Origin of the sequence: Priestia filamentosa (assembly GCF_900177535.1) — a bacterium.
GTDB lineage: Bacteria > Bacillota > Bacilli > Bacillales > Bacillaceae_H > Bacillus_I > Bacillus_I filamentosa.
Genome location: NZ_FXAJ01000001.1, coordinates 1395659 through 1421957 on the forward strand (window position 1 = coordinate 1395659; position 26299 = coordinate 1421957).

The window sequence follows — 26299 nt, forward strand, 5'->3', positions numbered from 1 at the left end:
TTAGTTCATCACTCCTGATTTCACTTTCTCTTCAAGTTCTGCCTTATATTTATCTATTCCATTCTCACATATTCGAATAATTCTTTCTAAGCAGTTTACATTTCTAGTGGCATTTTCAAATGTGGCTGCCCGTTTAGGGTGACCAGCTGTGGTATTCATCAGTTTCTCCCAATAGTGCATTTCTTTTTTATAATCCTCTAGATATTCTGCTTTTGGGACAAACCAATTGCATTCATAACACTCAAAATGAATAGAAGTCCCATCGGGTTTACAACCTGATATCATACTACATAGCCCAACGCCTTTTTTACTATTAGCCTCCCATGTTAAATACATTTTGGGGTCTCCCGATAGTCGACTTAATGTTTTTTTGTCAGAGAGGTTCATAATACGTCCTTTGAATTCAACAGGAGATTCAGTAGGAGGTTTTAGGCTATTAGTTTCTAGCCACATCTTTTTGTGCATTTCTCTTTGTTGGTGAACGTACTGCATAGGCATTGAGGTACTTTTATCATGTCTCACTGCTAATGCCTGGTCCATGGTATAACCACCAATGTAAAGTCTATCTGTTGTTGCATTGTGTCTAAATTGATGACTAGAAATTTTATATATTTTTCCATTTTCATCCTTTACATTACATAGTGCAGCTATTTTATTTAAAGAACTGTTAAATCGTTGAGAGTCAAAAGGTCTGAGATGCGAGTACTGTTTAGTAAGTCCTCGGCTTAAAGCGATGTGTACTCTACATACTTTTGCTGGAATCTCATCTTCAATAAGTTTTTTTGATAGTTCGTTTTGGCTGAGAGAAGGGTATTTGGCTCTATATTCTAAAATCTTTTTATGAATATACGCAGAACTAGTAAAGGTTAACTTTCCATGTTCAATTTTAAAATCAAAGATAGTTTCTAATAATAAGAAGTTCTTATCTTTGTCTTCAATGGGATAAGCTTCCAAGTTCATCTTGGTTTGTGCTTGAGCCCTTTTTATTAACTCGACTATATATTTCCCATGACCAGAGTTAATAACAGGAATGGTTTTTATCTCTTCTTGAATATATCCACCATTTTGTTTGGTAGAAGGGATGTTAATTATATACATGTTATAAAGGGACTTAAGACAATCAACAGGAATAGAAGTAACCTCGGTAATTCTATTAGGGAAAGAACGTTGAAGCCAGTAGGCTAATCTTAAAGAAGTTGGTATATTATGCCTTTCATCTTTCATGATTTTGTCAAATTGTTTTACAACTTCAGTAGGAATGTATTTTTCAGGATGTTTTTTGTTCACCATATGAAATGGATTTTTATTTTTAGTTGGATTTTCTTTTGGAAAGCCAGAAAAGTTACTCATCTTTGGAAAGAAATCTATTAGGGCAGCATAACGTCTACTTTTCTCGTTATCTGATATGTCACTTTGTTGTCTTAGATATTCTTCATAATAATTAAGTATTTTACGATTAGTATTCTTAAAGCTCGTAGAAGAAAAGTGTTCTTTAAAGAAATCTAGGAAGTATCGCGTACGAGATACTTTACTCTTTCTTACTGATACACTGTCATTAAGCATTAATGTGAAATATTTTAGATTAGTTCGATATTCTATTGGATATTTAGAGAAGAAAATCGTGTAGGCTGCTTTGCCTGATGATGTGTTATGTAATTTCTCAAAATACCATTCGTCATCTTCAAAGCTAAAACTTCCATATTGATGGGTTTTAAGTCTAAGTTGAGCCTTAAATGTTTCTATGTCAGAAAAAGTAGTAATAGGTTCTAAAGTTTTAGTTTTTATATTGCTCAATTGAAATCCCCCTACGTTCAGCCCATTTCTCTATCTTATTTATGGTCTCTTTATAAACCCCAAGTAAATGACTTTCCTGTTGATAAATTCTATGTTCTTGAAAATTACTAATATCCATCTGTTGGTATTCGTTTGCTAATTCATTAATATACATTTGTTGTTCCTTGTATAATTGATACCACTTTGGTAATTTTTGAGGTCCAGATACAAGCATTTTACAACCTACGCAGCTTTTCTTGTGGCACGGTCCAAAAGAAACATGTTTAACACACGTACCGTGTCCTTCAGGTGTTTCTCTAGCCCCTAGTTTAACTTCTTTAAAGAGGGATTCTAGTTCTTCATCTTCATATTGACTCGTAATGTCTTCATCCAACGTCTCCATAAATAATTGCTCAAACATATCCTTGTCTAGTTGAGCTATTTTTTTATTTTCTACATCTCTATAATGTAAGGCGGAAGTCTCCTCTGAATGATTTACATAGTCTGCTACTTGTCGTAAAGACATTCCTTGAGACAATAAATCCACAATAAGAGTTTTTCGACATTGGTGATTTTTGTAATGATATAGTTCTCCGTTTTCATCACAAATATTGTATCTTTTTATTATAGTATTTATGCTATGCGCTATGCTGACTGGGTTAATTTTAACGATTGCGGAGTTATTAAACGTTATAAATAGATAGTCAGTATTTGCTATCACTCTTAAGTTATTAGTAATCTCTTTTTGACGTTCTACAGCATCCACAACAATTTGAGATACAGGTATTGTATGGTATATGGGTTCTCCATTCTTAACCCTAAGGGTTTGCATTTTCACGTTTCGATAAGTCATTACATAGGAGTTAATTTCATTATCATATGTAATACAATCTAATTTTAAATGTTGGACATCAGAGAAACGAAGCCCACAGTTTATCATAATTGTCCAGGCATTTTGAAAAGGTTCAGGTAAATGGTGTAATTTATTTTCCAATTGCTCAATTACTGACTCTGGTATATATGATGTATTCTCACTAAACGCTTTGACATTATGAAACTTTAACTCTCTAAAGGTATTACTCTGTTTGGGGTTAATATTTTCTATGTACCAATCCATATAGATTCTAACGACAGTAAACATTCCGTGAATGGTGGCTACGGTGTATTTTCTTTTCCCATCTGTACCTAATAGTTGCTGTAGATAGTCTCTAAGATGAATTAGATGATAGTAGTTAAGGTCTGAAAGGGAAGTGACTTCTTTGTATGGTAACTCTGTGAAGTAAGAGTATAAAGTTCTAATAGAATGAAGCCGTCTAGATATTTTCTCTTCTTTTTCTGATGTCTTTTCTACAAGTTCATGTATATATCTCTTTATAAATGGTTTGTCCTTATTAGAAAATAAAGAAAAATCAAGTTTGAACCTATTAAATCCTTGAATATTCCTTCTTTTTATAAACCATATATCGTCAGATATTTGATAGGAATTGGGTTTGTTAGCAATAGACGTATATATTTTAGAAACTGCTTTTTTAATAACTTCTAATTTAGTAAAGGCAAGAAGTCTTCTTTTTTCCTCTCTAGTTGTCTGTCCAAAAATATATCTAGAAAGGCCTATAGCAGAGAATGATTCTTCTTGTTGAGATAAAGAATCAACGAGTCTTTCTACAAAAGACTCAAAGGTTTCTATGTACGTATCATCAGAATAAATTCTCTCAATTAAAGTTTTCTCTCCTAAAGGAAAAGAAAGTGTTCTAATTAGGTTTAAATTGTCCTGTCTAAAAGCATCCATTAATTCTAGGAATTTATCATCGAGATAGGAAGAGAATGCTTGTTTAGGAACAGATAAGGTTGAGTAGTATGTGGCGCTTATGCAACTAGGAGAATGTAAAGACTTCTCTAAATTGTTTGTGATTATAAACCTTAGAACAGGACGGAAGCTGGTTGTAATCTCGTTTAATTCATAGAAAAAGTAATCACATAGGTGCTTAAAATATTCTTCAAATTCTTTTGGGAACAATACTTCAACACATTCAAATATAGTAGGATTAATTTGTTTGTATTGTTTTAAGATTGAATGTACTTCATTAATGTTTTTATCTATGAAACTTGCACGTAATCTTAAAAGCACATTAGGAAGTGTTGAATAAACAAAATCAAAATTTCTATGGATAGTAAAAGCATGACCGTTTATAACAATTTCTTTTAAGTTAAGTTTTTTCGTTCGCTCATTAACGGTTATGTGAAACATCTTGTTTCTCCCCATTCTTTTCGTCTGCTTTTTTAATTCGTCTTTCCTTAATATTCTTGGCTACCTCTATCCGTTTCCTTGTATCAAAACCCTTTACGTACTGTTTTAACGTATCTATACTTGCCCATCCCATTTCTTGAGTAATAAAGCCTTCGGTTATTTTTCCCTCTGCTAATAAATCTAATAGGTGTTGAGCACGAGTGCTTCTACCTGCATGAGTAATAATTTTACGTGGGTCCAATCCAGCTCTCTCTCCAGCTCTCTTTAAAATTTTTAAAAAGTTCTTTTGCTCTAAAGGTTGTCCCTTGTTAGAACCTTTGTAATTTAAAAATAAGTAATCGGAGAGGGTAATATCAACTTTATTTCTATCACTTCTAATGTATTCTAGAATCTCATCATTTAAGGTGTCGGTTATGTACAAATCACGCTCATTTGTTTTTACTGTAGCTTTGTTTTCTACATTTTCGCTTTTCCTTATCATCAAAATTCCTTCATGCATATCATGATGGTGCAATCGAAGTCCAAGGCATTCCCCTATTCTTGTCCCAGTCTCAACTAGAATTTGAAATACTAGCTTATCTCTTCTAGTTGATAGGGCATCGGTAATCATTTTAATTTCCTTTTCTGTATACCATTTTAAGTGACTTCTTTTTTCTCTATATCGAAGTTTATTGGTAATATTATGCTTTGCATCAAGGTCAAAGTTATATATTTCTCCGTAAAGCAATTTTTTCTTCATATGTTTTCTACCGGTTTTTTTATTTTGTATGTTACCGTAGGTAACTGGGTTAGTATCTATTTCTTTCTCGTCCTCAAGCCAATCATAAAAGCTTTTTATCACTGAAATGTACTCAGATATAGAGTTCCAAGAACGTTTACCTTGCAACTTTGCCATAACTTCGTCTCCGTATAATAAGTACTTTATGTAATCCACTATAATGTTTTTCTTGTACACTTCTTTATAATGGATTTGGTATTTTCCCTTCAAGAATCTTAGATAAGATAGTAACTTGTAAGCATAATTTTCACCGCTTTTAAAACTATTTATGCTCACTAATTCAAGCCATCTGTTGACTTCATAAAGAGGTAAGTCATCTTCTGTGATATAGTATTGAATTCTTTTTTCCTCACTATCATTAAAAGTGGATTTAAGAGCCTTCTCAACTTTTAAGTTGTACGTATTTGTAAGTGTTTTTTTCATTTATCTAAACCTTTCCCAGTCCTATATTTGTTCTCTACTGTCGTAATAAGCTTAAAAGTGTTTGTTTTGTTAGATACCTACTATGGGACTTTGTTCTCAATCCACCAATAATTCTTAGCATCATGCCCTTAAAATTTCCTCTTTAATTATATCATGTACATTATGTAAAGATGTGTACTATTTTAACCCTTATATAGAAGTTGTTATGAGTAGTAGTCCTCTATATATATATCATCTACACATAGTATACTAAAGATGAAAAAAGGGTACCAACAACTGCTGCTAAAATGAGAAGAAGTCCTAACCAAGATAATATCTTCTGAAAAAGCGAAGACGAAATAAGGCGTAAGGAAGAAGTAATAATAAAAAACCAGTTATATAAAATCATAAGTCCAGCAGCAGTCGTAATGTATTCATAAATTCTTCCTGGTACAGCAAAAGAAGCAATAATAGAAGCAATTAACCCAACTGTAGCCAATCCTAGAGAGGGAAGAGGAAGATCTTTTAGTTTTTTTATTTTTTTTTCAAAAAAAGCTGGTGCATCTTTGTCTTTAGCAAGAGTCACAAGTAAATTGGTCACCCCAAAAAGAGAGGCTGTCATAGCAGAAAAGCCTGCAATAATAACTGCAGCGTTAAATACGTGAGGAAAAAAGGCCAATCCATCGTCATTAAGAGCAGTAACAAAGGGACTTTCATCTTCTGTAAAGTGTTGAAGAGACGTCATCATGACCGCCAATCCAATAGACACAGCGTAAATAATAGCAAGCAAAAGAAGCATCATAGTTCCTGCTTTTGGCGCGTCTTCTTTCTTCTTTAATTGCATAGCCATCAGGCCAATAACTTCAATCCCTCCAAAAGCGTAGAATGCATAAATAAGAGAAGCCCAAAACCCCTTAAGTCCAGAGGTGAAAAAAGCATCATGTTCCTGAAAACCACCCGTATGTTTTCCAATCCATCCGAATAGCACAGCAATTGCTAAAATAATAAACATCACAATTGCCGCTACTTTAATAACAGCGAAAAGGTTCTCAAGCTTGTTAAATCCACTTGTGCCTGTTAAGACAACAATAATAGAGAGAACTGCATAAATAGAAGTAAAGACCCAAAGAGGCACATCAGGAAACCAAAACCGTGTAAGAATAGAGAGAGCCGTAAGCTGACTTCCCATAATTAAAATATTAGAACACCAATAGTTCCAGCCACACCCAAATCCGACCCCATGACCGTGTGCTTTTCGCGCATAATAGCAGAAAGACCCTTCTTGTGGATCTTCAGCTGTCATTTTTGCTAATCGATTGTAGACCATATATGTGCTAAATGCAGCAATTAAAAACGATAAAATAATAGCGGGACCTGTCAAGCGAATGCCAATACTTGATCCAAGAAAATAGCCCGTTCCAATTGTACAGCCAATTCCCACTAAAGAAAGCTGCCACCATTTCATATTTCCTTCTTTTTTCGCACCCTTTGCGCTACAACTGCTCATTCTGTCCCTCCTCTTCTTAAAATATATAAGCTTATTTTGAGGCTAGGAGGAGACTTTTATGTATAGAAAGAAGGGAAAGGTTAAAAGCCGGAGGAAAAAATGCCGCTTTTAACCTTCCGCTTTCATATATTCAAGCAATTCATAAGGGATTGACAGACAAGTGCTTTACATCGTACATCGAGCGGTGTAAATCTAACTTGTGCACTTCTACGTTGTTTAGTTTTGAATTTAAGAACGTTCATCTGTTTGATTTTGAGGAGAATTAGGGAGAAGTAATTTTTCTTATCTACGCTTAATAGGGTAAGGCGGATGAAAAAAGAAAAGACGAAAGTTACCACAATTTTATTCAATATCGAGCTTTATACACGGTTGGGAGAAAGAAAATAAGCTGGAAACCAAAAGGATGTATGTTTGATTAATATTACTGAATTATTGAAGGTGATATTAATATTGTAAAGTGAAATTTAAAAATAGGTTAATTAAACTTGAAAATTAAGAATATTAATAAAATTTGTTCTATTATAGAAGTGAATTTAAAAAAGGAGTGGTAAAATGAAAAACACAGTAGGAAAAGCAATGAAAAAAGTTGTTCAGTTTAGTGCAGTTCTGTTGGCAGCTCTTTTATTTTTCACCTTTGCTCCGTTTCAAAGTCCTATATCAAATAGTGCAGATCATCACGTAGAAGCAGCTTCTTATACATCATTTGAAGACGTTGCAAATTATATTGATAGATACGGTGAGCTTCCAGACAATTATATAACAAAAAGTGAAGCATATAATTTAGGATGGGAGCCAAGTGAAGGGAACTTAGCTGAAGTAGCTCCTGGTAAAAGTATCGGCGGAGATATTTTCTCTAACCGTGAAGGATCTCTCCCGGAGAAATCAGGAAGGGTATGGCGTGAAGCAGATATAGATTATGTGTCAGGTTACCGTAATGCAAAGCGTATTGTATACTCAAATGATGGTCTTATTTATAAAACAACCGATCATTACAAAACATTTGAAAGAATGAGATAGAAAGGATACTGATGGATGAAGATAGTAGAAATTCCTGGAGAACGTATCGGAACTGAACAAGAACTTCATGATTTTTTAAAAAGCGAGTTAGATTTCCCAAGCTATTATGGAGGAAACTTAGATGCACTTTGGGACACTTTAATGGCTTATTCTTCAAAGCCTCTTACTATCTCATGGAGAAATTATCAAGAAAGCGAGAAAGAGTTAGGGAAGAGAGCAGAAAAATTTAAAAAGCTCTTTGAAGATGTGGAAAAAGAGATGAAGGAGTTTTCTTTTATTTTAAACTAAGAAAGAGGGAGGAGCTTAATACTTCTCCCTTTTTCTTAGTTTGAGTTAATAAATAGAAGGAGTGAAAAAGTTAATCATGTTTTATTTTTCAAGTTTCTCTTGTACATGAGGTTTGTCATAGAGTTGAGAGAAAGGTCCTGCTTGTAGTATATAACTGCCACCATCATGACCAATCAATTCGCGTATGTTTCTAGCTGCAATAGTCAGCTTATCAAGATTGATTCCTGTTTCAACCCCCATTTCAGCTAATCCATGAGCAAGATCTTCTGTTGCGATGTTTCCGCTTGCTCCAGGAGCATATGGACATCCCCCTAAACCAATGATCGAGCTATCAAAGTGAATAATACCTTGCTGCAAGGCTGCTAAAACATTAGAAAAAGCAAGTCCACGTGTATTGTGTAGATGCATGGAAAACGTCATTTGTGGAAAATTTTTCTTAAGTACCCCTAGCGTTGTATAGATTTGTTTAGGATTTGCCATGCCTGTTGTATCAGCTAATGAAACTTCATTAACTCCCATTTCAGTATAGCGCTCTACGATGGTGGAGATTCTTTCTAAGGGAACTTTTCCTTCGTAAGGGCATCCAAAAGCTACTGAAATAGAACCTCCAACTTTAACGCCGCTTTTAGCCGCTAGTTCAATGATAGGAGCAAAGCCTAGTTGTGCCTCTTCGACAGAGCAGTTCGCATTTGATAAACTGTGAGAGTCTGTTGCAGAAAGCATAAGTTTTAGTTTTGTGATTCCTGCATCAATCGCTCTTTGTGCTCCTTTTACATTCGGTACTAAAGCGCGGAATTTGATATCTGTTAAATCTTGAACGCTTTTTACAACTTGTTCGGCATCTTTTAGTTGAGGAATTGCTTTTGGATGTACAAAAGATGTAATTTCTATTGATTGAATTCCTGTTTTCGCTAACTCTCGAACAATGTGGATTTTTCGTTCAGTTGGAATCCACGTCTCTTCAGCTTGAAACCCATCTCGTGGTGCTACTTCACAAATCACAACTTTTTCGGGTAACTTTATTTCTTCAACTCTATTCATTAAATAACTCCTTTCTCTTTTAAAAGGGCTAATTCTTCAGAAGATAGACCAAGTTTTCCACCTAAAATCTCCTCATTATGCTCACCTAGTTCAGGAGCCCGATGTCTTATAGCTCCTGGCGTGTGTGAAAATTTTGGCACAACTCCTGGCACCTTAATTTTTCCTAAGCGGGGATGCTCAACTTCTACGATATTTTCTCTTTCCTTATACTGTGGATCATTAAAGATATCTTCAATACTGTAAATGGGGCTAACAGGTACACCAAATGAGTCTAATTTTGCTTGTAGTTCCTCTTGTGTAAAAAGACGAATCCAACTTGAGACAATTTCCTGAACTTCATGATCGTGTTTTAAACGTTCCGAATTTGTGTAGTAATGAGGATGTTCTAACATATCGGTTCTTTCCATAGCTTCTGCTAGGCGATTGAACGTTGAGTCTGTACTGCATACAAGTACAACAAATTTTCCATCCCTTGTTTCATACGTACCTGCAGGACTCGAATGACCAGCAAGTCCAGGACTTCTTCCTCTAACTTTTCCATTTTGGTCATATTCAGCAATTAAGAACTCCATCATGCGGAAGATAGATTCATATAAACCCATTTCCACAACTTGACCTTCAGGTTGATTTTGTACGTCTCTATGGTAGATAGCGCTTACACAAGCGAACGCTGTATAAATGCCTGTCACATAATCAAGTAAAGAGTAGGAAGGGCTAACTGGCGGTCTGTCTGGATAACCTTGCAAGAAAGTATGTCCACTAAATGCTGTACCAGGAGTACCAAATCCGGCTTTTTCTCGGTAAGGACCTGTTTGTCCATAACCAGATACACGCATCATAACGAGTTTAGGATTCACTTTTTTCAGTTCCTCATAGCCTAATCCCCATTTCTCCAATGTGCCTGGGCGGAAATTCTCTATCAAAATATCTGACTGACTTATTAATTTTTTAAAAATATCTTTACCATCATCAGAGCGAATGTCTAAAGTGACAGACTTTTTATTACGAGCAAGTCCTGGCCATCTTAAAGGTTCTGTGCCTTTCCAGGGACCGACTGTTCTTAGTGTATCCCCTTTGTTAGGTAGCTCAATCTTTGTTACTTCCGCCCCTAAGTCCGCTAGCAAAGTAGCGCCAAAGGGAGCGGCAATCATGGTGGAAATATCTAAAATCTTTACTCCTGTTAAAGGTCCATAATTAGTTGTTAGCATAGGAAGCATTCCTCCGTTATGTTGGGTAGTTTTTAAGAACATTTTCTTTAATATTTTGAAGGTGAAGACAAGTAGCTTTTATAGCTTCTTTGCCATCTCTATTTTTTACAGCCTTCAGAATAGCTCGGTGTTCTTCTAAAGATAGAAGGTACCTTTCTTCTGAACTTAGTGTTTGTTTACGAACTTGCCGGCTCATACTTAAATTTGCTTTCATCATTGAAACAAATACAAAATTTTGAGTTGCTTCAGCAATAGCGAGATGGAAGCTGCTATCAATCTCTACATTTTCATCTGGATGTTTTAATTGCTCCTCCATCTTAAGAAGAACAGCTTCCATTTTTTTTATATCTTCAGATGTTGCTCTTTGGCTTGCTAGCTCAGCTATTTTAGGCTCAATTGCTTCTCTTGCTTCTAAAAAATAGAGGACAGCCGATTTCTCAAGCATATCAATAGGATCAAGAGAGAAGAGGGAATCTGTATTTAATTCTACATGTTGAACAAACCTGCCTCCTCCAGGTTTTGAAATAATAAGTCCTTCTGCCTCTAGTACTCGACATGCTTCTCTTAATGAAGTGCGACTGCATCCCAATGTTTGAGAAAGGACACGTTCACCTGGTAAGCGATCACCAGGTTTTAATTTTCCATCGGCTATTAATTGTCTTAGTTGTACAACAATTTTTTCATACATCCTTTCATTACGTACGCTTGAAAATAATTCATTACTCATGAGTAAACCTCCTTGATTGGATTATAAACCGGGCCACTGGTTAGTCCAATTAATTCAGATTATATTCAGAAAATTTAAAACTGTCAACACAATTATGTTTTAAGATATATTAAATTTATCTTCCTTGTTTCAAAGATGGTTTTTAAAAAATAAAATTCCCTTTGCATATTATTAAATTTTCTGATAATATCAAAAGTAATCAAACTGGACTAACCAGTAGCCCATTTTAAAGTTTGATGAATGGGCGAACAGTAGAAAATAGTCTAACTCGTTCTCTGATTCTCTTGTATACTAGTATTTGATTAAGCATATTGGATATTTGGGGTGATAAAAGATGACATTATTTAAGATTTCTCATCAACGAAAAACGCTAGGAGACAGCATATATGCTCATCTTCGCAACGAAATTATTTCGCTTCGATTGAAGCCAGGTGAAATGATCTATGAAAATGAAGTAGCTTCTGATTTCGGAGTTAGTCGTACTCCAGTGAGGGAAGCCTTCCGATTACTTGCTAATGAAGAGTTTATTGAAATCTTGCCTCAAAAAGGGGCTCGTATTTCTTATATTTCAACCAAAAAAGTAAAGGAGGCATGGTTTGTAAGAGAGAGTCTTGAAATAAGCGCTTTTAAGAAAGTGGCAATAGATTGGAATAATGAAGAAGATCGATTTCAGAAAATGTATAAAAGTATTGTAGAAAATTTAGAAGAACAAAGACAAGCATCACGTAAGCAAGATTACGTTGAATTTTTCCGATTGGACGAAGTTTATCATAAGATTGTAATGGATGAAGTAGACAATGCAACACTTCTTTCTTTCATAAACCGACTTCGTGGGCATGTAAATAGATTAAGATATCTAGAATTCTATGATCGAAAGGATACTAACAGGATTACGGACGATCATCAAGCGATATTTGATGCTCTTATAAATAAAGATCCTGTTAAAGTAGAAGACCTCTTAACTAAACATCTTAGACAATCTCCTAATTATTTGCAAAAAGTGATTGATAAATATCCTGATTATTTTCAATTAGACTAAGAGAGGCTTAAATCCATAACATGTCAAAAATTATGGATTTAAGCTCGCTCTTCAATCTCCAAATTTAATAAAATAAGCATGTTTAATCATCTTGTATACTAGTATAAAGTTAAAATGTAAGCGTTTGATAATAGACTTTTAATAAAAGGTACTTTGAAGGAGGTGAGGACAAACATACTTAATATGAGGTTTGCCTTGCGAAAGATTGGTTATTTTATGAAGCAGTCTGCGCACTAAGAGATACTGTTGAAAGCGATAGTAGCATAGAAAATGTTTAGTTCCTTTCATAATCATGATAAAAGAGCTAAAAACACATTGGCTACAACGAAATAAAGGCAGTATTAAAGGGTGAAAAGAAAAAATATTCAGAAAGATGGGTGGTTTATATGTTAAAAACAAACTTTAGAAAATCTCAGCCTTATATTCAGGGAGAGTGGATTTCAGGAGAACGTGAAACGGTTACTATTACAAGTCCATACACAAATGAGGTAATAGGAGAGCAACTATTATCAACTGAAGAAGACGTGGAAAAAGCATTAGTCTCTGTTTATGAAGCGAAAAAAGAGATAGCAGCTATCCCTTCTCATAAGAGAGCTAAAATTTTGAAGAGAGTAGCTTATTTATTAGAGGAGAGAAAAGAGGAGTTCGCCAAACTTATCTCTCTTGAGTTAGGAAAGCCTCTAAAAAATACACTAGATGAAGTGAGTCGTTCTATTGAAACATTTGAATTATCAGGTGAGGAAGCTAAAAGGTTAATGGGAGAAACGTTGCCAGGTGATGCTTCTGAACGAGGGACAAAAGCTATTGCTTCCACTTTTCGAGTGCCTGTAGGAGTTGTAGCAGCAATCACTCCATTTAATGCTCCTTTAAATCTTGTTTGTCATAAAATTGGACCAGCTTTTGCTGCAGGAAATACCGTCATTTTAAAGCCTTCTTCTCAAACAACTTTAGTTGCTACAGAACTTATTAAGTTGCTACTTGAAGCAGGTTTTCCAAAAAATGCGATTAGTATGGTACTTGGCAGAAGAGAAGTTGTTCAACAAATTGTAAAAGATGACCGTGTGAACGTTATATCCTTTACAGGCGGGACAGTAGCAAGCAGAAACATATGTAAACTAGCTGGAATGAAAAAAGTTTTACTTGAGCTTGGCGGAAATGCGGCTACTATTATTCACGATGATTCAGATATTACACGAGCAGCTAAAATGTGCGCTAAAACTGGTTTTAGTAACTCTGGGCAAAGTTGTATTTCTGTTCAACGAATTTATGTTCATCAATCAGTCGTAGACAAGTTTACAAATCTGTTAAAAGAAGAGGTACTCAAGCTTAAAATAGGTGACCCACTTTTACCTGATACAGATGTTGGATGTGTTGTTGATCAAAATGCAGCGATGCGTGTGAAAGAGTGGATTGAAGAAGCAGTCGAATTAGGAGCAAAAGTCATTTGTGGAGGAAATCGATCTGGAGCAACGGTAGAGCCTACTATACTACTGAATCCTCCTAAAAAAAGTAAGGTTATTTGTGAAGAAGTGTTTGGTCCAATTGTGAGTATTATTCCATACGAAACGATTGAGGAAGCAATTGAAGAAGCAAACGATTCTTCATTTGGTCTACAAGCGGGAATTTTTACGAATCAAATTGATTTAGCTTACAAAGTAGCAAGCAAGCTAGACATGGGGGGAGTTGTGATTAACGGCACATCAAATTTCAGACTTGATCATTGGCCATATGGGGGAGTCAAGGACAGTGGAATTGGACGTGAAGGTCCTCGATATGCGATAGAGGATATGACAGAAACAAAAATGATCGTGTTGCAGCTTTCTGATAATGATTAAAAATAGATGAGCAATTAGCTTATGCTTAATTATCTCTAAAGAAGGAGTAGACATATGAAAAAATTAATTTCTCATCAGCTAGTAGAGTATCTTGAGAACCGTGGCATAGAGCATATTTTTGGACTTTGCGGACATACGAATATTGCCGTTTTAACAGCTTTGGAAGAAAGTAATATTAAATTTATTAACGTTAGACATGAGCAAATTTCAGCACATGCAGCAGATGGATATGCTCGAGTTACAAGAAAAGCTTCTGTTGTTTTGAGTCACTTAGGCCCAGGATTGACAAATGCAGCTACAGGAGTAGCGAATGCTGCCCTTGATTCAGTTCCAATGGTTGTTATTGCTGGAGACGTTCCAACTCATTATTATGGAAAACATCCACATCAAGAAGTGAACTTACATGCGGATGCTTCCCAATATGAAATTTATCGTCCATTTGTAAAAAGAGCGTGGAGAGTAGACAGCCCCGAGTTATTTCCAGAAATTATTGAAAAGGCTTTCGCTATAGCTGAAAATGGAAACCCTGGTCCTGTCCTTGTATCCGTTCCAATGGATATTTTTTCCGAGAAAATAGATGTTTCTCTATTCCAGCGCTTAAAACACAATACGAAAAACTTTCAGAAACCTTCTATTGATGACATAACCGCTAAAAAAATTATTGAAACGCTTATTAATGCTAAAAACCCGCTTCTTTACGTGGGAGGTGGCATTATGTTAGCACATGCAGCAGAAGAATTGAAAGAACTTGTCGATCATTTAAGTATTCCAGTAGCTCATTCTTTAATGGGGAAATCCGCTTTACCTGATGACCATGCTTTAACATTAGGAATGACGGGTTTTTGGGGTACAGAGTTTATCAATAATAAATGTAAAGAGGCTGATTACATTTTAGCCCTTGGAACACGTTTTGCAGAAGCTGATTCTAGCTCTTGGGAATCAGAATATACATTTAATTTCCCACCAACAAAACTCATTCAAATTGATATCGATCCAACAGAGATTGGTCGAAACTATCCTGTTGAAATGGGGGTTGTTGCTGACCTAAAACAAGCTTTAACGGTGTTAAATAGGGTGGCAAAAGAACTTGTACCACAAGGGATAATTAATAAAGAATTAGAGAAAGAAATCTCAGAATATCGCAAAGAGTTTAAAGAGAATAATATGAAATTTATTCAAGATAATGTCTTTCCAATGCAGCCTCAGCGAATTTTAGAAGAAGTACGTCAAGTACTCCCAAGAGATGCTTACATTACAACAGACGTAGGTTGGAATAAGAATGGGGTTGGCCAACAGTTTCCAATCTATGAACCTGGCAGTATTTTAACACCTGGAGGATTTGCAACAATGGGATTTGGAGCTCCTGCTGCTCTCGGTGCTAAAATTGCTTTACAAGATAAAGTTGTTGTTTCCCTTGTGGGTGATGGGGGATTTGGGCAAAATCCAGCCGTACTTGCTACGGCAGCTGAAGAAAATATTCCGGTTATATGGATTATTATGAATAACTATGCGTTTGGTACAATTGCTGGTTTGCAAAAGGCACATTTCGGTACAACGCTCGGTACAGTGTTTAAAAAAGATGGTGAAGACTATTCACCAGATTATGCAGCAATTGCTAAAGCTTATGGAGTAGAAGGAGTGAAAATTCAATCTGCAGAAGAATTTAAGCCAACTCTAGAAAAAGCTATTGCAGCTAATAAACCATTTGTTATTGATGTAGCTATGTTAAACAATCCAGTCCCGACAGCAGGCCATTGGAATATTATGGATATATATTCACCGAACAAAACCATTCACCATGTCTCGGTCTAAAAAGCAGGGGGGAGGAGGAAACAGAGAAAAGGAAAAGACAACTTTCTTTAGCTCATCTTACTGTATTAGAGTGTTCACTGCCCTAAATGTGATACAGCATGTTTCCAAATAAATAATAGATGTTGAAAGGAAGAAATCACATATAGAGTAGAGGAAATTTTTTATATGAAACAATCTGTTTTGCTCTAGAAAGTAAGGTAGACTCATCTCTTTCTTGCTTTCTAGTATCTTTGATTTAAAGGGGTTATGATTAGAAGTCTCGCTTTTATAAGAAAGGGAGATTAGGGTGTGAAGAAGACATAAAGATAAAGAAATTAAAACGGCATGTATCATTCACCAATTTGCGCTAACATACCTTCTTTTCTTAACAGACTTATTTAAAGGAGGAATATTGATGAGCTATCAATTGGAGACACAAAAGGAGAGGCCCATTCAACAAGTTAAAAGAAAAAAACGATCTCGAGCACGTTTTACAATTCTTGCTCTCCTATTTGTAGGAACAGCTATTAACTATTTAGATCGTACAAACATGGCTGTCGCTGCTTCTAGTATCCAAGATGATTTAGGGTTAAATGCTGCAACAATGGGACTCATTCTTTCAGCATTCGGATGGACCTATGCTTTTATGCAAATTCCAGGGGGATGGTTTATAGATCGATTTGGTCCTCGACTCATCTATGGATTATCTCTCATCTTATTTTCTTGTTTCACTCTTGCTCAAGGATTTGCTAAAAACTTTGGTACGCTTTTTGGTCTCCGGCTTGGACTAGGTTTATCAGAATCACCTGCTTTTCCCGCCAATAGTCGTGTTGTTGCGTCATGGTTTCCTCAGCGGGAAAGAGCGTTGGCAACAGGAGTCTATACGGCTGGTGAATATGTAGGGTTAGCCTTAGCTACGCCATTTTTGTTTTGGCTTTTGTCATCTTTTGGGTGGCACTCCATTTTTATTGTAACAGGAGTTATTGGACTATTATTTGCGATTGTTTGGTTTAAGGTTTATCGTGAGCCAACGCAAAGCAAGCATATTAATGAAGAAGAGTTGAAGTATATAGAAGAGGGAGGGGCACTTGTTAAAATAGAAAAGGACAAACAGAGTCATAAAATGAAATGGTCAGATATACAGCATCTGTTCAAATATCGCCAGTTTATTGGGATGTATCTTGGACAGTTCTCAATTGCCTCCACTCTTTATTTCTTTTTAACATGGTTTCCAACCTATCTCACTCAAGAAAAAGGAATGACATTTTTAAAAGCTGGATTTATGGGATCATTCCCATATATTGCAGCAGGAATTGGAGTGCTTTTAGGGGGATACTGGTCAGATAAAATGGTGAAACGTGGTTTGTCTTTAAATATTGCCAGGAAAACACCTGTTATTATTGGGCTTTTAGGTTCTTGTTCAATTGTATTAGCGAACTATACAGAATCCATAGGCTTAGTTATTACGATTATGTCCATTGCTTTTTTTGCTCAAGGCATGTCCAATATTACATGGACACTTGTTTCAGATATGGCGCCAAAGGAGCTGGTTGGACTGGCAGGCGGAGTATTCAACCTTGCAGCGAACTTAGCCGCTATTGTTACTCCTATTGTTATCGGAGTGATTGTAAGCAGGACAGCTTCTTTTAATGGAGCATTAATTTTTGTTAGTGCAGTTGCTTTAGTTGGAGCATTATCCTACATATTCGTTATAGGAGATGTAAAACGAGTTGAAATAGTTGATAATAAAAAGTGAAATATAATGAAAGATTTAGAAGGTGCAACTCATAAAGTAATCGCAAAAAGCATCATTAAATGGAAGGGCTTACAAAGGGCGGGGAATTCTATAGTCTAGGAAAGTATAGGATTAAATGAATAAATTAAAATTAATGAGCCTTATTTAAGAAGTGTAAAAAGGTACTATTGTTAGCCCAGAAGAGTTAAAAATAGAGATAATCTACAAATGGTGTGTATATATGAAAAAGAAAGTATTGCTTATGAATAACTTAGGAAGAATAAATAGGAAAACGAAATTGGTAGGGATTTTAGCAACTTTAAACACTTATATGTTTAAATAGGAAGATAAAAACGAGGGGAGAATATTCTTTCCTCGTTTTTATTTCAAAATATGTGAGTTTTCTTTTAGCTAATATTTTGTACCTTTTTCGTGTGAACAGCTAATGATTCTTGCCTTACCCTCTGAAAAATTCCTCTCTCAACAAAGGGAAGAAGATCTTCAGCAATATTCCATGCATTTTCTTCGATCTTATATAAATAATAAGCATCACCTGTTTCCTCTAGCTTCTTACTCAGAAAAGAAAGCGCTGGATCAAGCGCATGTCCTAATTCATGTCCGAAAACAATCCACCGATAGGAGTCTAAATGTTCAAGTGAGCCAAACATCTGGCGACACTGAATTTCAATATCATGTTCAAATAGAAAAATTGAATTTGTAGAAGGAACATATTTTCCACCTACACATCTTTTGTCCGGAAATTCGTACTCAATGACAAGTTTTATTGTTTCATCATTTTGATTTATTAACGTCTCAAAATTCATTTCAACACTCGTTTCTTTCATATAATAATAAAATGAAGATCTTAATTAATCCCTAACAATATATATCATATTGACTTCAAGCTCGCAATGTCTCTATTCAAATAAAATAGCTTGTTCTCTACACTATATGGCTCAAAAGGAGAGGTTATACAGGGCATTAGAAATTTATAAAAAAAGTTAAGAAAAGATGCTTTTCTCCTTTATCGGTTTTCTAAGTTGTTTCTATATGAGGTAGTACGATATGATAAGAATTAAAACAATTTTTAAAGGAGTTTTTGTATGGAAAAAGTTGCAGATTACCTTAAAGAAGATCTTGATATTTTGTTTGTAGGTTTTAATCCTAGCATTCGTTCAGGGCACATCGGTCACCATTTTGCACATCCGAGCAATCGATTTTGGACTATTTTAGAAAAGGCTAAATTAACGCCAAGGAAACTTCACCCTACAGAGGATTATAAGCTTTTGGATTTTAACTATGGACTTACAAATATTGTTTCCCGTCCAACAAAAGGGGCAGAAGATATTGCAAAAGAAGAATATAAAGAAGGAAGGGAAGAATTAAGAAGAAAGATTAACAAATTCAAACCAAAGATTGCATGCTTCGTAGGAAAAGGCGTATATCAGGAATACCGGAATGAACGTAAAATACCTTGGGGAATTCAAGGAAAGGGAGTTGTTGAAGGAACGATCGATTTTGTTGCTCCTTCTTCAAGTGGTCTTGTAAGAATGAGCCTTGAAGATATCGTAGCAATATATAGAGAACTAAATCATATTTTAAAACATCTGCACTCGTGAACAATATCACAAATATTGAAAGTAAAGTTTGCAAAAGTCTAATTTTTGCAAACTTTTGTCGCTTTCATTCGGTCTATTTTCTTTAGTTAATATCTCATATAGTAAAAGCATAGGGGATAGCGGTAAAACAAAATGCATCAAGATAAAAGGAGTGGATTGCTATGTCCTTAGATCAACGAAGCTCAGCCATTCTGAGAGCGCTAACAAAAACAAGCTCTTGTATCTCTGTAGAAGAATTAATGAAGTTTGCCCACGTATCTAAGAGAACGATTTACTATGATGTTAAAAAAATCAACAGCTGGCTGCAAGAAACTGGGCTTTATCCTCTGCAATATGTAAGAGGAGCAGGATACTTTCTTGATGAAGAAACAAAGCGAAGTGTTGAAAAGGAGGAGATTATAAGCAGTTACGACTACTCCCCAAGAGAGAGAGTGGCTTGGACAGCTATTATTATCTTTATTAGAGAAAAAGAAATATATCTTCACGATTTAATGATGTATTTAAAAGTTAGTCGAAACACAATGCTTGACGATGTGAAAAAACTTAAAAAAATACTTTCGGCGTTTCAATTAGAGCTACGGGCTTCAAAGACGACAGGTTATATCATACGTGGGGAAGAAGAACAGAAGCGAAAATCTCTTTCTTGTTTTTTGCAAGAAATTATTGTGAAAGAGGGAAGAGAAGGATTTGAAGAAAAGTTAGCACACTATGCGCCATCTTTCTTAGAAGAGCTTACAACTATGTTCGCTCTTTTTATAGAAAGTGAACAAGAGCTCTCCTTAAAATTCACTGATGATGTTCTTTATATGCTTAGTGTTAACACGTTGCTTTTTTTAAAAAGAATGAAGAGAGGAAAATGGATAAAAATAGACTCTGTTGAGAAAAACGTGCTGAAAGAAACAAAGGAATTTCAAAGCGCAAAGACTATTGCTGAAAAACTGAGCAAAAAGTGGAGCATTCTTTTTCAAGAAGATGAAGTATATTACTTAACAACACACTTGCTTGGTTCAAAAGTTAATGATTTCACAACTCATAATTTAGAACAAAAAGATTTTTCTTTCTTTAGAACGATTGTAAGAAGTATGGTAACAGATTTTCAAAAATATGCATGTGTAATGTTTCGAAATGAAAAGGAAGTAGAACATAACTTACTCATTCATCTTCGTCCAGCTTTTTATAGGGTGAAATACGGGCTTCCTGTAGATAACCCGCTTTCACATACGATTCAATCTACCTATAAAGATGTTTATAATATTACGAAAAAAGTTGTCCATCATGTTGAAAAAGCAGCTCACAATAAAATGAGTGAAGATGAAATCGCTTATATTGCCATTCATTTCGGAGGATGGATGAGAAAAGAGGGAACAGTACCAGCCAAAAGAAAAAAAGCGCTCATTGTTTGTGCAAGTGGTGTTGGGACATCGAGGATGCTAGAAACACAGCTTTATAGTCTTTTTTCAACTGTAGATTTTCAAACAACGGTTTCTCTTAGGGAGTATGAAACAATGCCACTCCATGTAGATTTTGTTGTTTCAACTGTCTCCATTCCGAATCGAGGTTGTCCAGTGTTTCTCGTTAATCCGATTTTAACGGAAGGAGAAAAAGCAAGCTTACTAAAGAAAGTGAGTACAATCATTGAAGATGGGCATGTTCTATCTCATTCTGTTGAAGGAATTATGGATCTTATCCGTGAACACGCTAAAATTCAAGATGAGAAGCTTTTGTATCAAAAGTTAAAAGAACATCTATATCAACCTATTCTACATGGAAAAGGAGAAAGGAGTAAGCCTGTGCTTAGTGACTTATTAATCAAAGAAAATATCAATCTAAAAGAATCTCCGTTAAGTTGGCAAGAAGCAATTCGTTATGCTGCTATTCCACTGCTAGAAAACGGAGATATACAAGAAGAGTATATAAAAGCAATGATAAAAAATGTGGAAGAGTTAGGACCGTATATTGTAATCACAACAGATGTAGCTATTCCACATGCAAGGCCTGAGCAAGGCGTCAACAAGCTGAGCATGAGCTTGATGACGTTATCAAAATCCGTTTCTTTCTCAAATAAAGACAGACATCGGGTTCAGCTTGTAATTGTTTTAGCAGCAATCGATAATGAAACCCATCTCAAAGCATTATCACAGCTCACAACATTACTTAGCGAGCGAGAGAATGTAGAAAAAATGATTAATACAGATTCAAAGGAAGAAGTCATCGATCTAATTACTAAATATTCAAAATAAAGGGAGCGATAAAAATGAAAAAAGTATTAGTTGTATGTGGAAACGGATTAGGAAGCAGCTTTATTGTAGAAATGAATGTCAAAAAAGCGTTAGAAGAACTTGGGCTACAAGCGGAAGTTTCTCATACCGATTTAGCATCAAGTAAAAGTGAAGAAGCAGATCTTTACCTTGGAGCTCAAGATATCGTTGAAAACTTAGAAGATGGAAACCGAAATGTTGTAGGTTTAGTTAATTTACTTGATCAAGAAGCCATTAAAAAGGCTCTTTCTGAAAACCTTTAATATTTAAAGAGGTAATGGAAGAAAGGAGTGGAGGGAAGCAGCATGGTTGATTTTATTATGAAAGACATTTTAGGAACCCCATCAATTTTAATTGGTTTGTTTGCTCTAATTGGTTTGCTTTTGCAGAAGAAAAGTGCTGCAGACACGGTTTCGGGAACATTAAAAACGGTAATGGGTTTTGTCATACTAGGAGCGGGTGCGGCCGTTATCGAAGGTTCCCTTGGCGTTTTCAGAGAAATGTTTGAAAAAGCGTTTGCGATAGCGGGAGTTGTGCCAAACACAGATGCAATGGCTGCCATTGCTCAAAAGTCATTCGGAACAGAGACAGCTCTTATTATGGTATTTGGAATGCTTGCTAACATTTTGATTGCAAAATTTACACCTTTTAAATATATTTTCTTAACAGGTCATCATACTCTCTACATGGCTGCAATGCTTGCTGTTGTCTTAGTAACAGGGGGCGTAACAGGTGTTCCGCTTGTTATTATTGGATCTCTTTTATTAGGAGCCATGATGGTTTTTTCACCAGCGATCTTACAGCGTTATACAAGGAAAATTACAGGAAGTGATGACTTCGCTCTTGGTCATTTCGGTTCATTTGGATACTTCATGGCTGGATTTATTGGAAAGCTTGTTGGAGATAAGACAAAAACAACCGAAGATATTAAAGTACCAAAGTCGCTCGGCTTTTTACGCGATACTTCTGTGGCAATCTCTTTAACAATGGCTATTTTGTTTTTAGTTGTAGCACCTTTTGCAGGCCCGTCTTTTATTGAAAGCGAGCTTAGTGGAGGAACGAATTTTATCGTCTTTATCTTCATTCAAGCCGTTACTTTCGCAGCAGGAGTGTACATCGTATTAGCTGGTGTACGAATGGCGATTGGAGAAATTGTTCCTGCCTTCAAAGGAATCGCAGAAAAAGTCGTTAAAGGGGCGAAGCCTGCTCTTGATTGTCCCACGGTGTTTCCATTTGCTCCAAATGCGGTTATCATTGGATTCTTAAGCAGTTTTGCGGGTGGAATTCTTTCCGTTTTTCTTCTTCCACTTGTCGGTTTAACTGTTATTGTTCCTGGCCTTGTTCCTCACTTTTTTTGCGGAGCAACAGCTGGGGTATTCGGAAACGCTACTGGAGGAAGAAGAGGAGCGATTATTGGGTCCTTTGTAAACGGTATCATTATTTCGTTTTTGCCAGCCCTTCTTCTCCCAGTCCTTGGATCACTTGGGTTAGAAGGAACAACATTTGGAGATACGGACTTTGGCATTATTGGTATTCTACTAGGCAAACTTCTTAGCTTCTTCGGATAAACGTGAAAGAAAGGATGAGAAAAGTGGCATACAAATTTTCTCCATCACTAATGTGTATGGACTTAACAAAATTTAAAGAGCAAATTCAGTGCCTAAACAAGAGAGCAGATTTTTATCATGTGGATATTATGGATGGTCATTACGTGAAAAATATCACGCTTTCTCCGTTTTTTATTGAACAATTAAAGAAACTTAGTACAATTCCTATTGATGCTCATCTTATGGTAGAAAATCCAGCAGATTTTGTTGAACCAACAATTGATGCAGGAGCAGATTATATTAGTCTTCATGCTGAAATCATTACTAGGAATGCTTTTAGACTTATCTATCATATTAAAGATAGAGGAGCAAAATTTGGAGTTGTTCTAAACCCTGCGACTCCGCTTAGTAGCATAAATGAATATATTCATCTTGTAGATAAACTAACGATTATGACAGTTGACCCAGGGTTTGCAGGGCAAAAGTTCATTGCTGAAATGAAAGAAAAGATTAAGCTCGCTAAAGAGTTGAAAGAAACGAGAGGATATAACTATTTAATTGAAGTTGATGGATCTTGTAATGAACGGACGTTTAAGGAGCTTGCACAAGCAGGAAATGAAGTGTTTATTATTGGAACGTCGGGACTTTTTAGCCTAGATGAACAAATAGACAAAGCATGGGATAAGATGTTGGACATTTTTCATCAGGAAACCGCATGTGTAAACAGTAAAGGATAAAGAGGAAAAAATAGTATAAGAACACGCTTTTTTCACATACTAACAATAAAGTCGTTTGAAAGGAGCGTGTTTTATGCGTAAATATTTGTTTATTTTTACTCTCTGTTCTTTCCTATTCGGATTTCTGACTCCTATCACAACATTTGGAGCTCCTGAAAATACGAATAATGAAGTAAAGTTGACAGAAGAACAGCAAAAAGAGATTTCAGTGCTACAAAAAGAGCTTTTCACAAAGAAAAAAGAAATCATTACGAAATATATGGAATATGGAGTGATTTCAGAGAAACAAGGAAAAGAGATGCTTGCTCATATTGAGCGTCATTATGAAAAGAAAAAAGAGCATAATTTCATGCCGCCCAAACATAGAAAACATTGTGAGCATGATAAAAAAGGAAGCTAACCGCTTCCTTTTTTAAATATGTTGTCCTTTATACATATCATCTAACTGTTTTTCAAATTCTTCCGTAATCGGCTCATTTGAGTTATACTCTGGACCGCTCTTGATTTTGTCTTTTGAAAGGTTTATATACACTTTTTGGGTGTCCCAATCCACTTTTGTAATCCAGTTAGGGGAAATAAGAATTTTTTTGCCAAACCAAAAGCTTTTTGTATTAACAACAATATAACGAATTCTCCACGTATCTTCTTCCAAAATAAAGTCTTCTACATATCCAAATTCGCTGTCTGTTGCTTGGATGGAATAACCAATGACTTCTACCGCACTGCGAAGGTGAGCTTCCTCATTAGCAGCAGGAGTTTCAATTTCTTCAGTCTCGTTTTCTCTTTTTGAAATATCTTTCGGATACGATCCTTCTCCCCATAAACCTGTCATCCCCCAATAAGGAACAAATCCATAATAAGTAAGAAGCTCTCTTTCATGCTGACGGGAAATCGGCTTATGGGCATCAATATCAGGGCTGTCTTTTACTTGTTGCTTTGTTAAATTTACGCCAAAATATTTGTCATCCATGTTAATAGCGTTCAGCGCAGCGGGAGGAATAAGTACGCTTTTACCTGGTAGCCATTTTTTTGTATTTGCTACAAGATAGCGTAGCGTCCATTTTTCATCATCAAAATAAATATCTTCTACTCTACCAAGTTCATCGTCTTGAGCTGAAAGGGTAAACCCGTGAATATGATCTGTGCTGTATAACATCCATATCACTCTCCTTAGTTATCACTACCCTTAATATAAAAAATTAAACAAGTTGTAGAGAAAATTTGGAGGATAATCGTTATAAATGTACAAAAAATGTGCCCTTCTTATTTTGGTTTTATTATGGATAAATTCACACTTAGTAGTGGCTGATGAATATCCTATTTTTGGAGGTGGATTTATGGGCTTTCGTTGTAACAACTGCGGAAGAAGAAGGGAATTTTGCTGTTGTCATTATAGATTTAGAGACTGGGGAGTGCTTGATTGTGGCTGCGATTATGATGATGGAGAGAAGTGTGGAACTCCAACGGTTAGAGGCCCTCAAGGACCTCCAGGCCCCCAAGGTCCACGAGGTCCACAAGGAATAGGTCTACAAGATGTTGTTCCTTTTAATCCAAATGAAGCTCCTAACTATCCTGAAGGTCAGCTTATTACTTACATGGGAAGTCTTTATATTACAAACACAGCTTCTCCAAATGGGTTACCAAGTACATCGTCAGATTATACATTAATTGCTTCAGCAGGGGTGCGTGGAGCAACAGGTGCGACAGGGGCAACAGGGGCAACAGGGATTGGCTTAGAGGGTGTTGTTCCATTTAGTGCAGCAGCTGCATCAGGTTATCCAGCAGGTCAGGTTGTCACTTATAATGGAAGTTTGTATATAGCAGATATAGCTTCTCCAAGAGGTATACCGAGAAGTTCGCCAGATTATACATTGTTGGCATCAAGGGGGGCGACAGGACTAGCAGGACCAACAGGAGTTTCAGGAGCGCCTGGTCCAACAGGTCCTCAAGGCTCGACAGGTATAGGATTAGAAGGAGTAGTACCATTTAGCGCAGCAAGCGCGCCGAGTTATCCAGCAGGTCAGGTTGTCACCTATAATGGAAGTTTATATATAGCAGATATAGCTTCCCCAAGAGGACTGCCAGGAAATTCGCCAGATTATACACTTTTGGCAGCTGCTGGTTCAACAGGTCCAACAGGTGCTCAAGGAGTAACGGGAGCAACAGGGGTCGGATTTGATGAGGGAGTAGTGACATTTAATGCAGCAAGTGCTCCATTTTATCGTGCAGGAGAACTTGTTGCATTTGATGGGAGTCTGTATGTAGCAAACGTGGACTCTCCAAGTGGCATACCGGGAAGTTCAGAGGATTATACACTTATTGCTTCTGGTGGAGCAACGGGAGCCATAGGAGAGACCGGTGCAACCGGAGTCACCGGAACAACCGGAGCCACGGGAGAGACCGGATCAACCGGAGTTACAGGAGTAACGGGAGTCACAGGAACAACCGGAGTCACCGGAGCGACCGGGGTTACAGGAGTAACCGGAGTCACGGGAGCCACGGGAATCACGGGAACAACCGGAGCTACAGGATCAACGGGAGTCACCGGAACGACCGGAGCCACGGGAGAGACCGGAGCCACGGGAATCACCGGAACCACCGGAGCAACCGGAGCAACCGGAGTAACGGGAATCACCGGAGCAACCGGAGTAACGGGAGCCACGGGAGAGACCGGAGCCACGGGAATCACCGGAACCACCGGAGCAACCGGAGCAACCGGAGTAACGGGAATCACCGGAGCAACCGGAGT

Annotated in this window: 21 protein-coding genes and 1 pseudogene; 13 read left to right on the plus strand and 9 right to left on the minus strand. The window is 36.4% G+C overall.

Features of this window, described 5'->3' with window-relative positions; translation table 11 throughout:
* The 4 genes from B9N79_RS07115 to B9N79_RS07130 form a co-directional block, all read right to left on the minus strand.
* A complete protein-coding gene (locus B9N79_RS07115; protein ID WP_085118057.1) occupies nucleotides 1-1794 on the minus strand; it encodes a hypothetical protein in 1794 nt (597 codons plus the stop codon).
* Entirely contained in the window at nucleotides 1775-4021 is a 2247-nt protein-coding gene (locus tag B9N79_RS07120; protein ID WP_167555105.1) for a tyrosine-type recombinase/integrase, read from the minus strand. The genes B9N79_RS07115 and B9N79_RS07120 overlap by 20 nt, the downstream gene beginning before the upstream one ends.
* On the minus strand, nucleotides 4002-5222 hold the full coding sequence (locus B9N79_RS07125) for a tyrosine-type recombinase/integrase (RefSeq protein ID WP_085118063.1): 1221 nt from the start codon (nucleotides 5220-5222) through the stop codon (nucleotides 4002-4004). The genes B9N79_RS07120 and B9N79_RS07125 overlap by 20 nt, the downstream gene beginning before the upstream one ends.
* Before the next feature lie 235 nt (nucleotides 5223-5457).
* Nucleotides 5458-6708, minus strand: a complete 1251-nt coding sequence (locus B9N79_RS07130) for an amino acid permease (RefSeq protein ID WP_094041204.1) — start codon at nucleotides 6706-6708, stop codon at nucleotides 5458-5460.
* Between the two features lie 576 nt (nucleotides 6709-7284).
* Here B9N79_RS07130 and B9N79_RS07135 point away from each other — a divergent pair.
* Nucleotides 7285-7725 (plus strand): ribonuclease, encoded by a 441-nt coding sequence (locus B9N79_RS07135; RefSeq protein ID WP_040061402.1) that lies wholly within the window; start codon nucleotides 7285-7287, stop codon nucleotides 7723-7725.
* 15 nt (nucleotides 7726-7740) lie between these two features.
* Complete coding sequence (locus B9N79_RS07140; RefSeq protein ID WP_019392688.1) at nucleotides 7741-8013, plus strand: barstar family protein; 273 nt, start codon at nucleotides 7741-7743, stop codon at nucleotides 8011-8013.
* 81 nt (nucleotides 8014-8094) lie between these two features.
* Here the strand turns inward: B9N79_RS07140 and B9N79_RS07145 are convergent, their stop codons facing one another.
* From B9N79_RS07145 to B9N79_RS07155, 3 genes are read right to left on the minus strand one after another with little or no spacing between them, the layout of a single operon-like run.
* Entirely contained in the window at nucleotides 8095-9054 is a 960-nt protein-coding gene (locus B9N79_RS07145; RefSeq protein ID WP_040061053.1) for a hydroxymethylglutaryl-CoA lyase, read from the minus strand.
* A complete protein-coding gene (locus B9N79_RS07150; RefSeq protein ID WP_019392690.1) occupies nucleotides 9054-10262 on the minus strand; it encodes a CaiB/BaiF CoA transferase family protein in 1209 nt (402 codons plus the stop codon). Before B9N79_RS07150 ends, B9N79_RS07145 begins: the two co-directional genes overlap by 1 nt.
* Nucleotides 10263-10278: 16 nt before the next feature.
* Nucleotides 10279-10989, minus strand: coding sequence for a FadR/GntR family transcriptional regulator (locus tag B9N79_RS07155; protein WP_040061055.1), 711 nt, complete (start codon nucleotides 10987-10989; stop codon nucleotides 10279-10281).
* 334 nt (nucleotides 10990-11323) lie between these two features.
* Here B9N79_RS07155 and B9N79_RS07160 point away from each other — a divergent pair, with 334 nt between their 5' ends.
* From B9N79_RS07160 to B9N79_RS07175, 4 genes are all read left to right on the plus strand, one after another.
* Nucleotides 11324-12028, plus strand: a complete 705-nt coding sequence (locus B9N79_RS07160; RefSeq protein ID WP_040061057.1) for a GntR family transcriptional regulator — start codon at nucleotides 11324-11326, stop codon at nucleotides 12026-12028.
* 386 nt (nucleotides 12029-12414) lie between these two features.
* Nucleotides 12415-13863 (plus strand): aldehyde dehydrogenase family protein, encoded by a 1449-nt coding sequence (locus tag B9N79_RS07165; protein ID WP_040061059.1) that lies wholly within the window; start codon nucleotides 12415-12417, stop codon nucleotides 13861-13863.
* A 54-nt stretch (nucleotides 13864-13917) separates the two neighbouring features.
* Nucleotides 13918-15675, plus strand: a complete 1758-nt coding sequence (locus B9N79_RS07170; protein ID WP_040061060.1) for a thiamine pyrophosphate-binding protein — start codon at nucleotides 13918-13920, stop codon at nucleotides 15673-15675.
* A 394-nt stretch (nucleotides 15676-16069) separates the two neighbouring features.
* The gene (locus B9N79_RS07175; protein ID WP_046217613.1) at nucleotides 16070-17410 is read left to right on the plus strand and encodes an MFS transporter; all 1341 of its coding nucleotides are present in this window, start codon (nucleotides 16070-16072) and stop codon (nucleotides 17408-17410) included.
* 386 nt (nucleotides 17411-17796) lie between these two features.
* On the opposite strand, the gene B9N79_RS07180 is transcribed toward B9N79_RS07175, so the two are convergent.
* Nucleotides 17797-18213 carry a hypothetical protein gene (locus B9N79_RS07180; protein ID WP_040061404.1) on the minus strand — a complete coding sequence of 139 codons (417 nt, stop codon included), beginning with the start codon at nucleotides 18211-18213 and terminating at the stop codon, nucleotides 17797-17799.
* Nucleotides 18214-18492: 279 nt separating this feature from the next.
* On the opposite strand from B9N79_RS07180, the gene mug reads away from it, so the two are divergent.
* The 6 genes from mug to B9N79_RS07210 all read left to right on the plus strand — a co-directional run bounded on the left by mug (nucleotide 18493) and on the right by B9N79_RS07210 (nucleotide 23950).
* Nucleotides 18493-19008 (plus strand): G/U mismatch-specific DNA glycosylase, encoded by a 516-nt coding sequence (mug, locus tag B9N79_RS07185; protein WP_040061062.1) that lies wholly within the window; start codon nucleotides 18493-18495, stop codon nucleotides 19006-19008.
* A gap of 161 nt (nucleotides 19009-19169) precedes the next feature.
* Nucleotides 19170-21248, plus strand: a complete 2079-nt coding sequence (locus tag B9N79_RS07190; protein WP_040061064.1) for a BglG family transcription antiterminator — start codon at nucleotides 19170-19172, stop codon at nucleotides 21246-21248.
* 14 nt (nucleotides 21249-21262) lie between these two features.
* Nucleotides 21263-21529, plus strand: a complete 267-nt coding sequence (locus tag B9N79_RS07195) for a PTS sugar transporter subunit IIB (RefSeq protein WP_040061066.1) — start codon at nucleotides 21263-21265, stop codon at nucleotides 21527-21529.
* A 42-nt stretch (nucleotides 21530-21571) separates the two neighbouring features.
* Nucleotides 21572-22834 (plus strand): PTS ascorbate transporter subunit IIC, encoded by a 1263-nt coding sequence (locus B9N79_RS07200; protein ID WP_040061068.1) that lies wholly within the window; start codon nucleotides 21572-21574, stop codon nucleotides 22832-22834.
* Between the two features lie 14 nt (nucleotides 22835-22848).
* A complete protein-coding gene (gene alsE / locus B9N79_RS07205) occupies nucleotides 22849-23550 on the plus strand; it encodes a D-allulose 6-phosphate 3-epimerase (RefSeq protein WP_253946707.1) in 702 nt (233 codons plus the stop codon).
* A 73-nt stretch (nucleotides 23551-23623) separates the two neighbouring features.
* Nucleotides 23624-23950 (plus strand): YckD family protein, encoded by a 327-nt coding sequence (locus B9N79_RS07210; RefSeq protein WP_040061072.1) that lies wholly within the window; start codon nucleotides 23624-23626, stop codon nucleotides 23948-23950.
* 12 nt (nucleotides 23951-23962) lie between these two features.
* On the opposite strand, the gene B9N79_RS07215 is transcribed toward B9N79_RS07210, so the two are convergent.
* Nucleotides 23963-24706, minus strand: a complete 744-nt coding sequence (locus B9N79_RS07215; protein ID WP_040061074.1) for a PRC-barrel domain-containing protein — start codon at nucleotides 24704-24706, stop codon at nucleotides 23963-23965.
* A 181-nt stretch (nucleotides 24707-24887) separates the two neighbouring features.
* Between B9N79_RS07215 and B9N79_RS07220 the strand changes: the two are divergent.
* Nucleotides 24888-26299: pseudogene (locus tag B9N79_RS07220) on the plus strand (collagen-like protein); the annotation flags it as partial.

What these genes read in the sequence shown, in the direction of transcription:
- B9N79_RS07120 (WP_167555105.1), bottom strand. Translation starts at nt 4,021, where the DNA reads ATGTTTCACATAACCGTTAATGAGCGAACGAAAAAACTTAACTTAAAA.
- B9N79_RS07125 (WP_085118063.1), bottom strand. Translation starts at nt 5,222, where the DNA reads ATGAAAAAAACACTTACAAATACGTACAACTTAAAAGTTGAGAAGGCT.
- B9N79_RS07130 (WP_094041204.1), bottom strand. Translation starts at nt 6,708, where the DNA reads ATGAGCAGTTGTAGCGCAAAGGGTGCGAAAAAAGAAGGAAATATGAAA.
- B9N79_RS07135 (WP_040061402.1), top strand. Translation starts at nt 7,285, where the DNA reads ATGAAAAAAGTTGTTCAGTTTAGTGCAGTTCTGTTGGCAGCTCTTTTA.
- B9N79_RS07140 (WP_019392688.1), top strand. Translation starts at nt 7,741, where the DNA reads ATGAAGATAGTAGAAATTCCTGGAGAACGTATCGGAACTGAACAAGAA.
- B9N79_RS07145 (WP_040061053.1), bottom strand. Translation starts at nt 9,054, where the DNA reads ATGAATAGAGTTGAAGAAATAAAGTTACCCGAAAAAGTTGTGATTTGT.
- B9N79_RS07150 (WP_019392690.1), bottom strand. Translation starts at nt 10,262, where the DNA reads ATGCTAACAACTAATTATGGACCTTTAACAGGAGTAAAGATTTTAGAT.
- B9N79_RS07155 (WP_040061055.1), bottom strand. Translation starts at nt 10,989, where the DNA reads ATGAGTAATGAATTATTTTCAAGCGTACGTAATGAAAGGATGTATGAA.
- B9N79_RS07160 (WP_040061057.1), top strand. Translation starts at nt 11,324, where the DNA reads ATGACATTATTTAAGATTTCTCATCAACGAAAAACGCTAGGAGACAGC.
- B9N79_RS07165 (WP_040061059.1), top strand. Translation starts at nt 12,415, where the DNA reads ATGTTAAAAACAAACTTTAGAAAATCTCAGCCTTATATTCAGGGAGAG.
- B9N79_RS07170 (WP_040061060.1), top strand. Translation starts at nt 13,918, where the DNA reads ATGAAAAAATTAATTTCTCATCAGCTAGTAGAGTATCTTGAGAACCGT.
- B9N79_RS07175 (WP_046217613.1), top strand. Translation starts at nt 16,070, where the DNA reads ATGAGCTATCAATTGGAGACACAAAAGGAGAGGCCCATTCAACAAGTT.
- B9N79_RS07180 (WP_040061404.1), bottom strand. Translation starts at nt 18,213, where the DNA reads ATGAATTTTGAGACGTTAATAAATCAAAATGATGAAACAATAAAACTT.
- mug (WP_040061062.1), top strand. Translation starts at nt 18,493, where the DNA reads ATGGAAAAAGTTGCAGATTACCTTAAAGAAGATCTTGATATTTTGTTT.
- B9N79_RS07190 (WP_040061064.1), top strand. Translation starts at nt 19,170, where the DNA reads ATGTCCTTAGATCAACGAAGCTCAGCCATTCTGAGAGCGCTAACAAAA.
- B9N79_RS07195 (WP_040061066.1), top strand. Translation starts at nt 21,263, where the DNA reads ATGAAAAAAGTATTAGTTGTATGTGGAAACGGATTAGGAAGCAGCTTT.
- B9N79_RS07200 (WP_040061068.1), top strand. Translation starts at nt 21,572, where the DNA reads ATGGTTGATTTTATTATGAAAGACATTTTAGGAACCCCATCAATTTTA.
- alsE (WP_253946707.1), top strand. Translation starts at nt 22,849, where the DNA reads ATGAGAAAAGTGGCATACAAATTTTCTCCATCACTAATGTGTATGGAC.
- B9N79_RS07210 (WP_040061072.1), top strand. Translation starts at nt 23,624, where the DNA reads ATGCGTAAATATTTGTTTATTTTTACTCTCTGTTCTTTCCTATTCGGA.
- B9N79_RS07215 (WP_040061074.1), bottom strand. Translation starts at nt 24,706, where the DNA reads ATGTTATACAGCACAGATCATATTCACGGGTTTACCCTTTCAGCTCAA.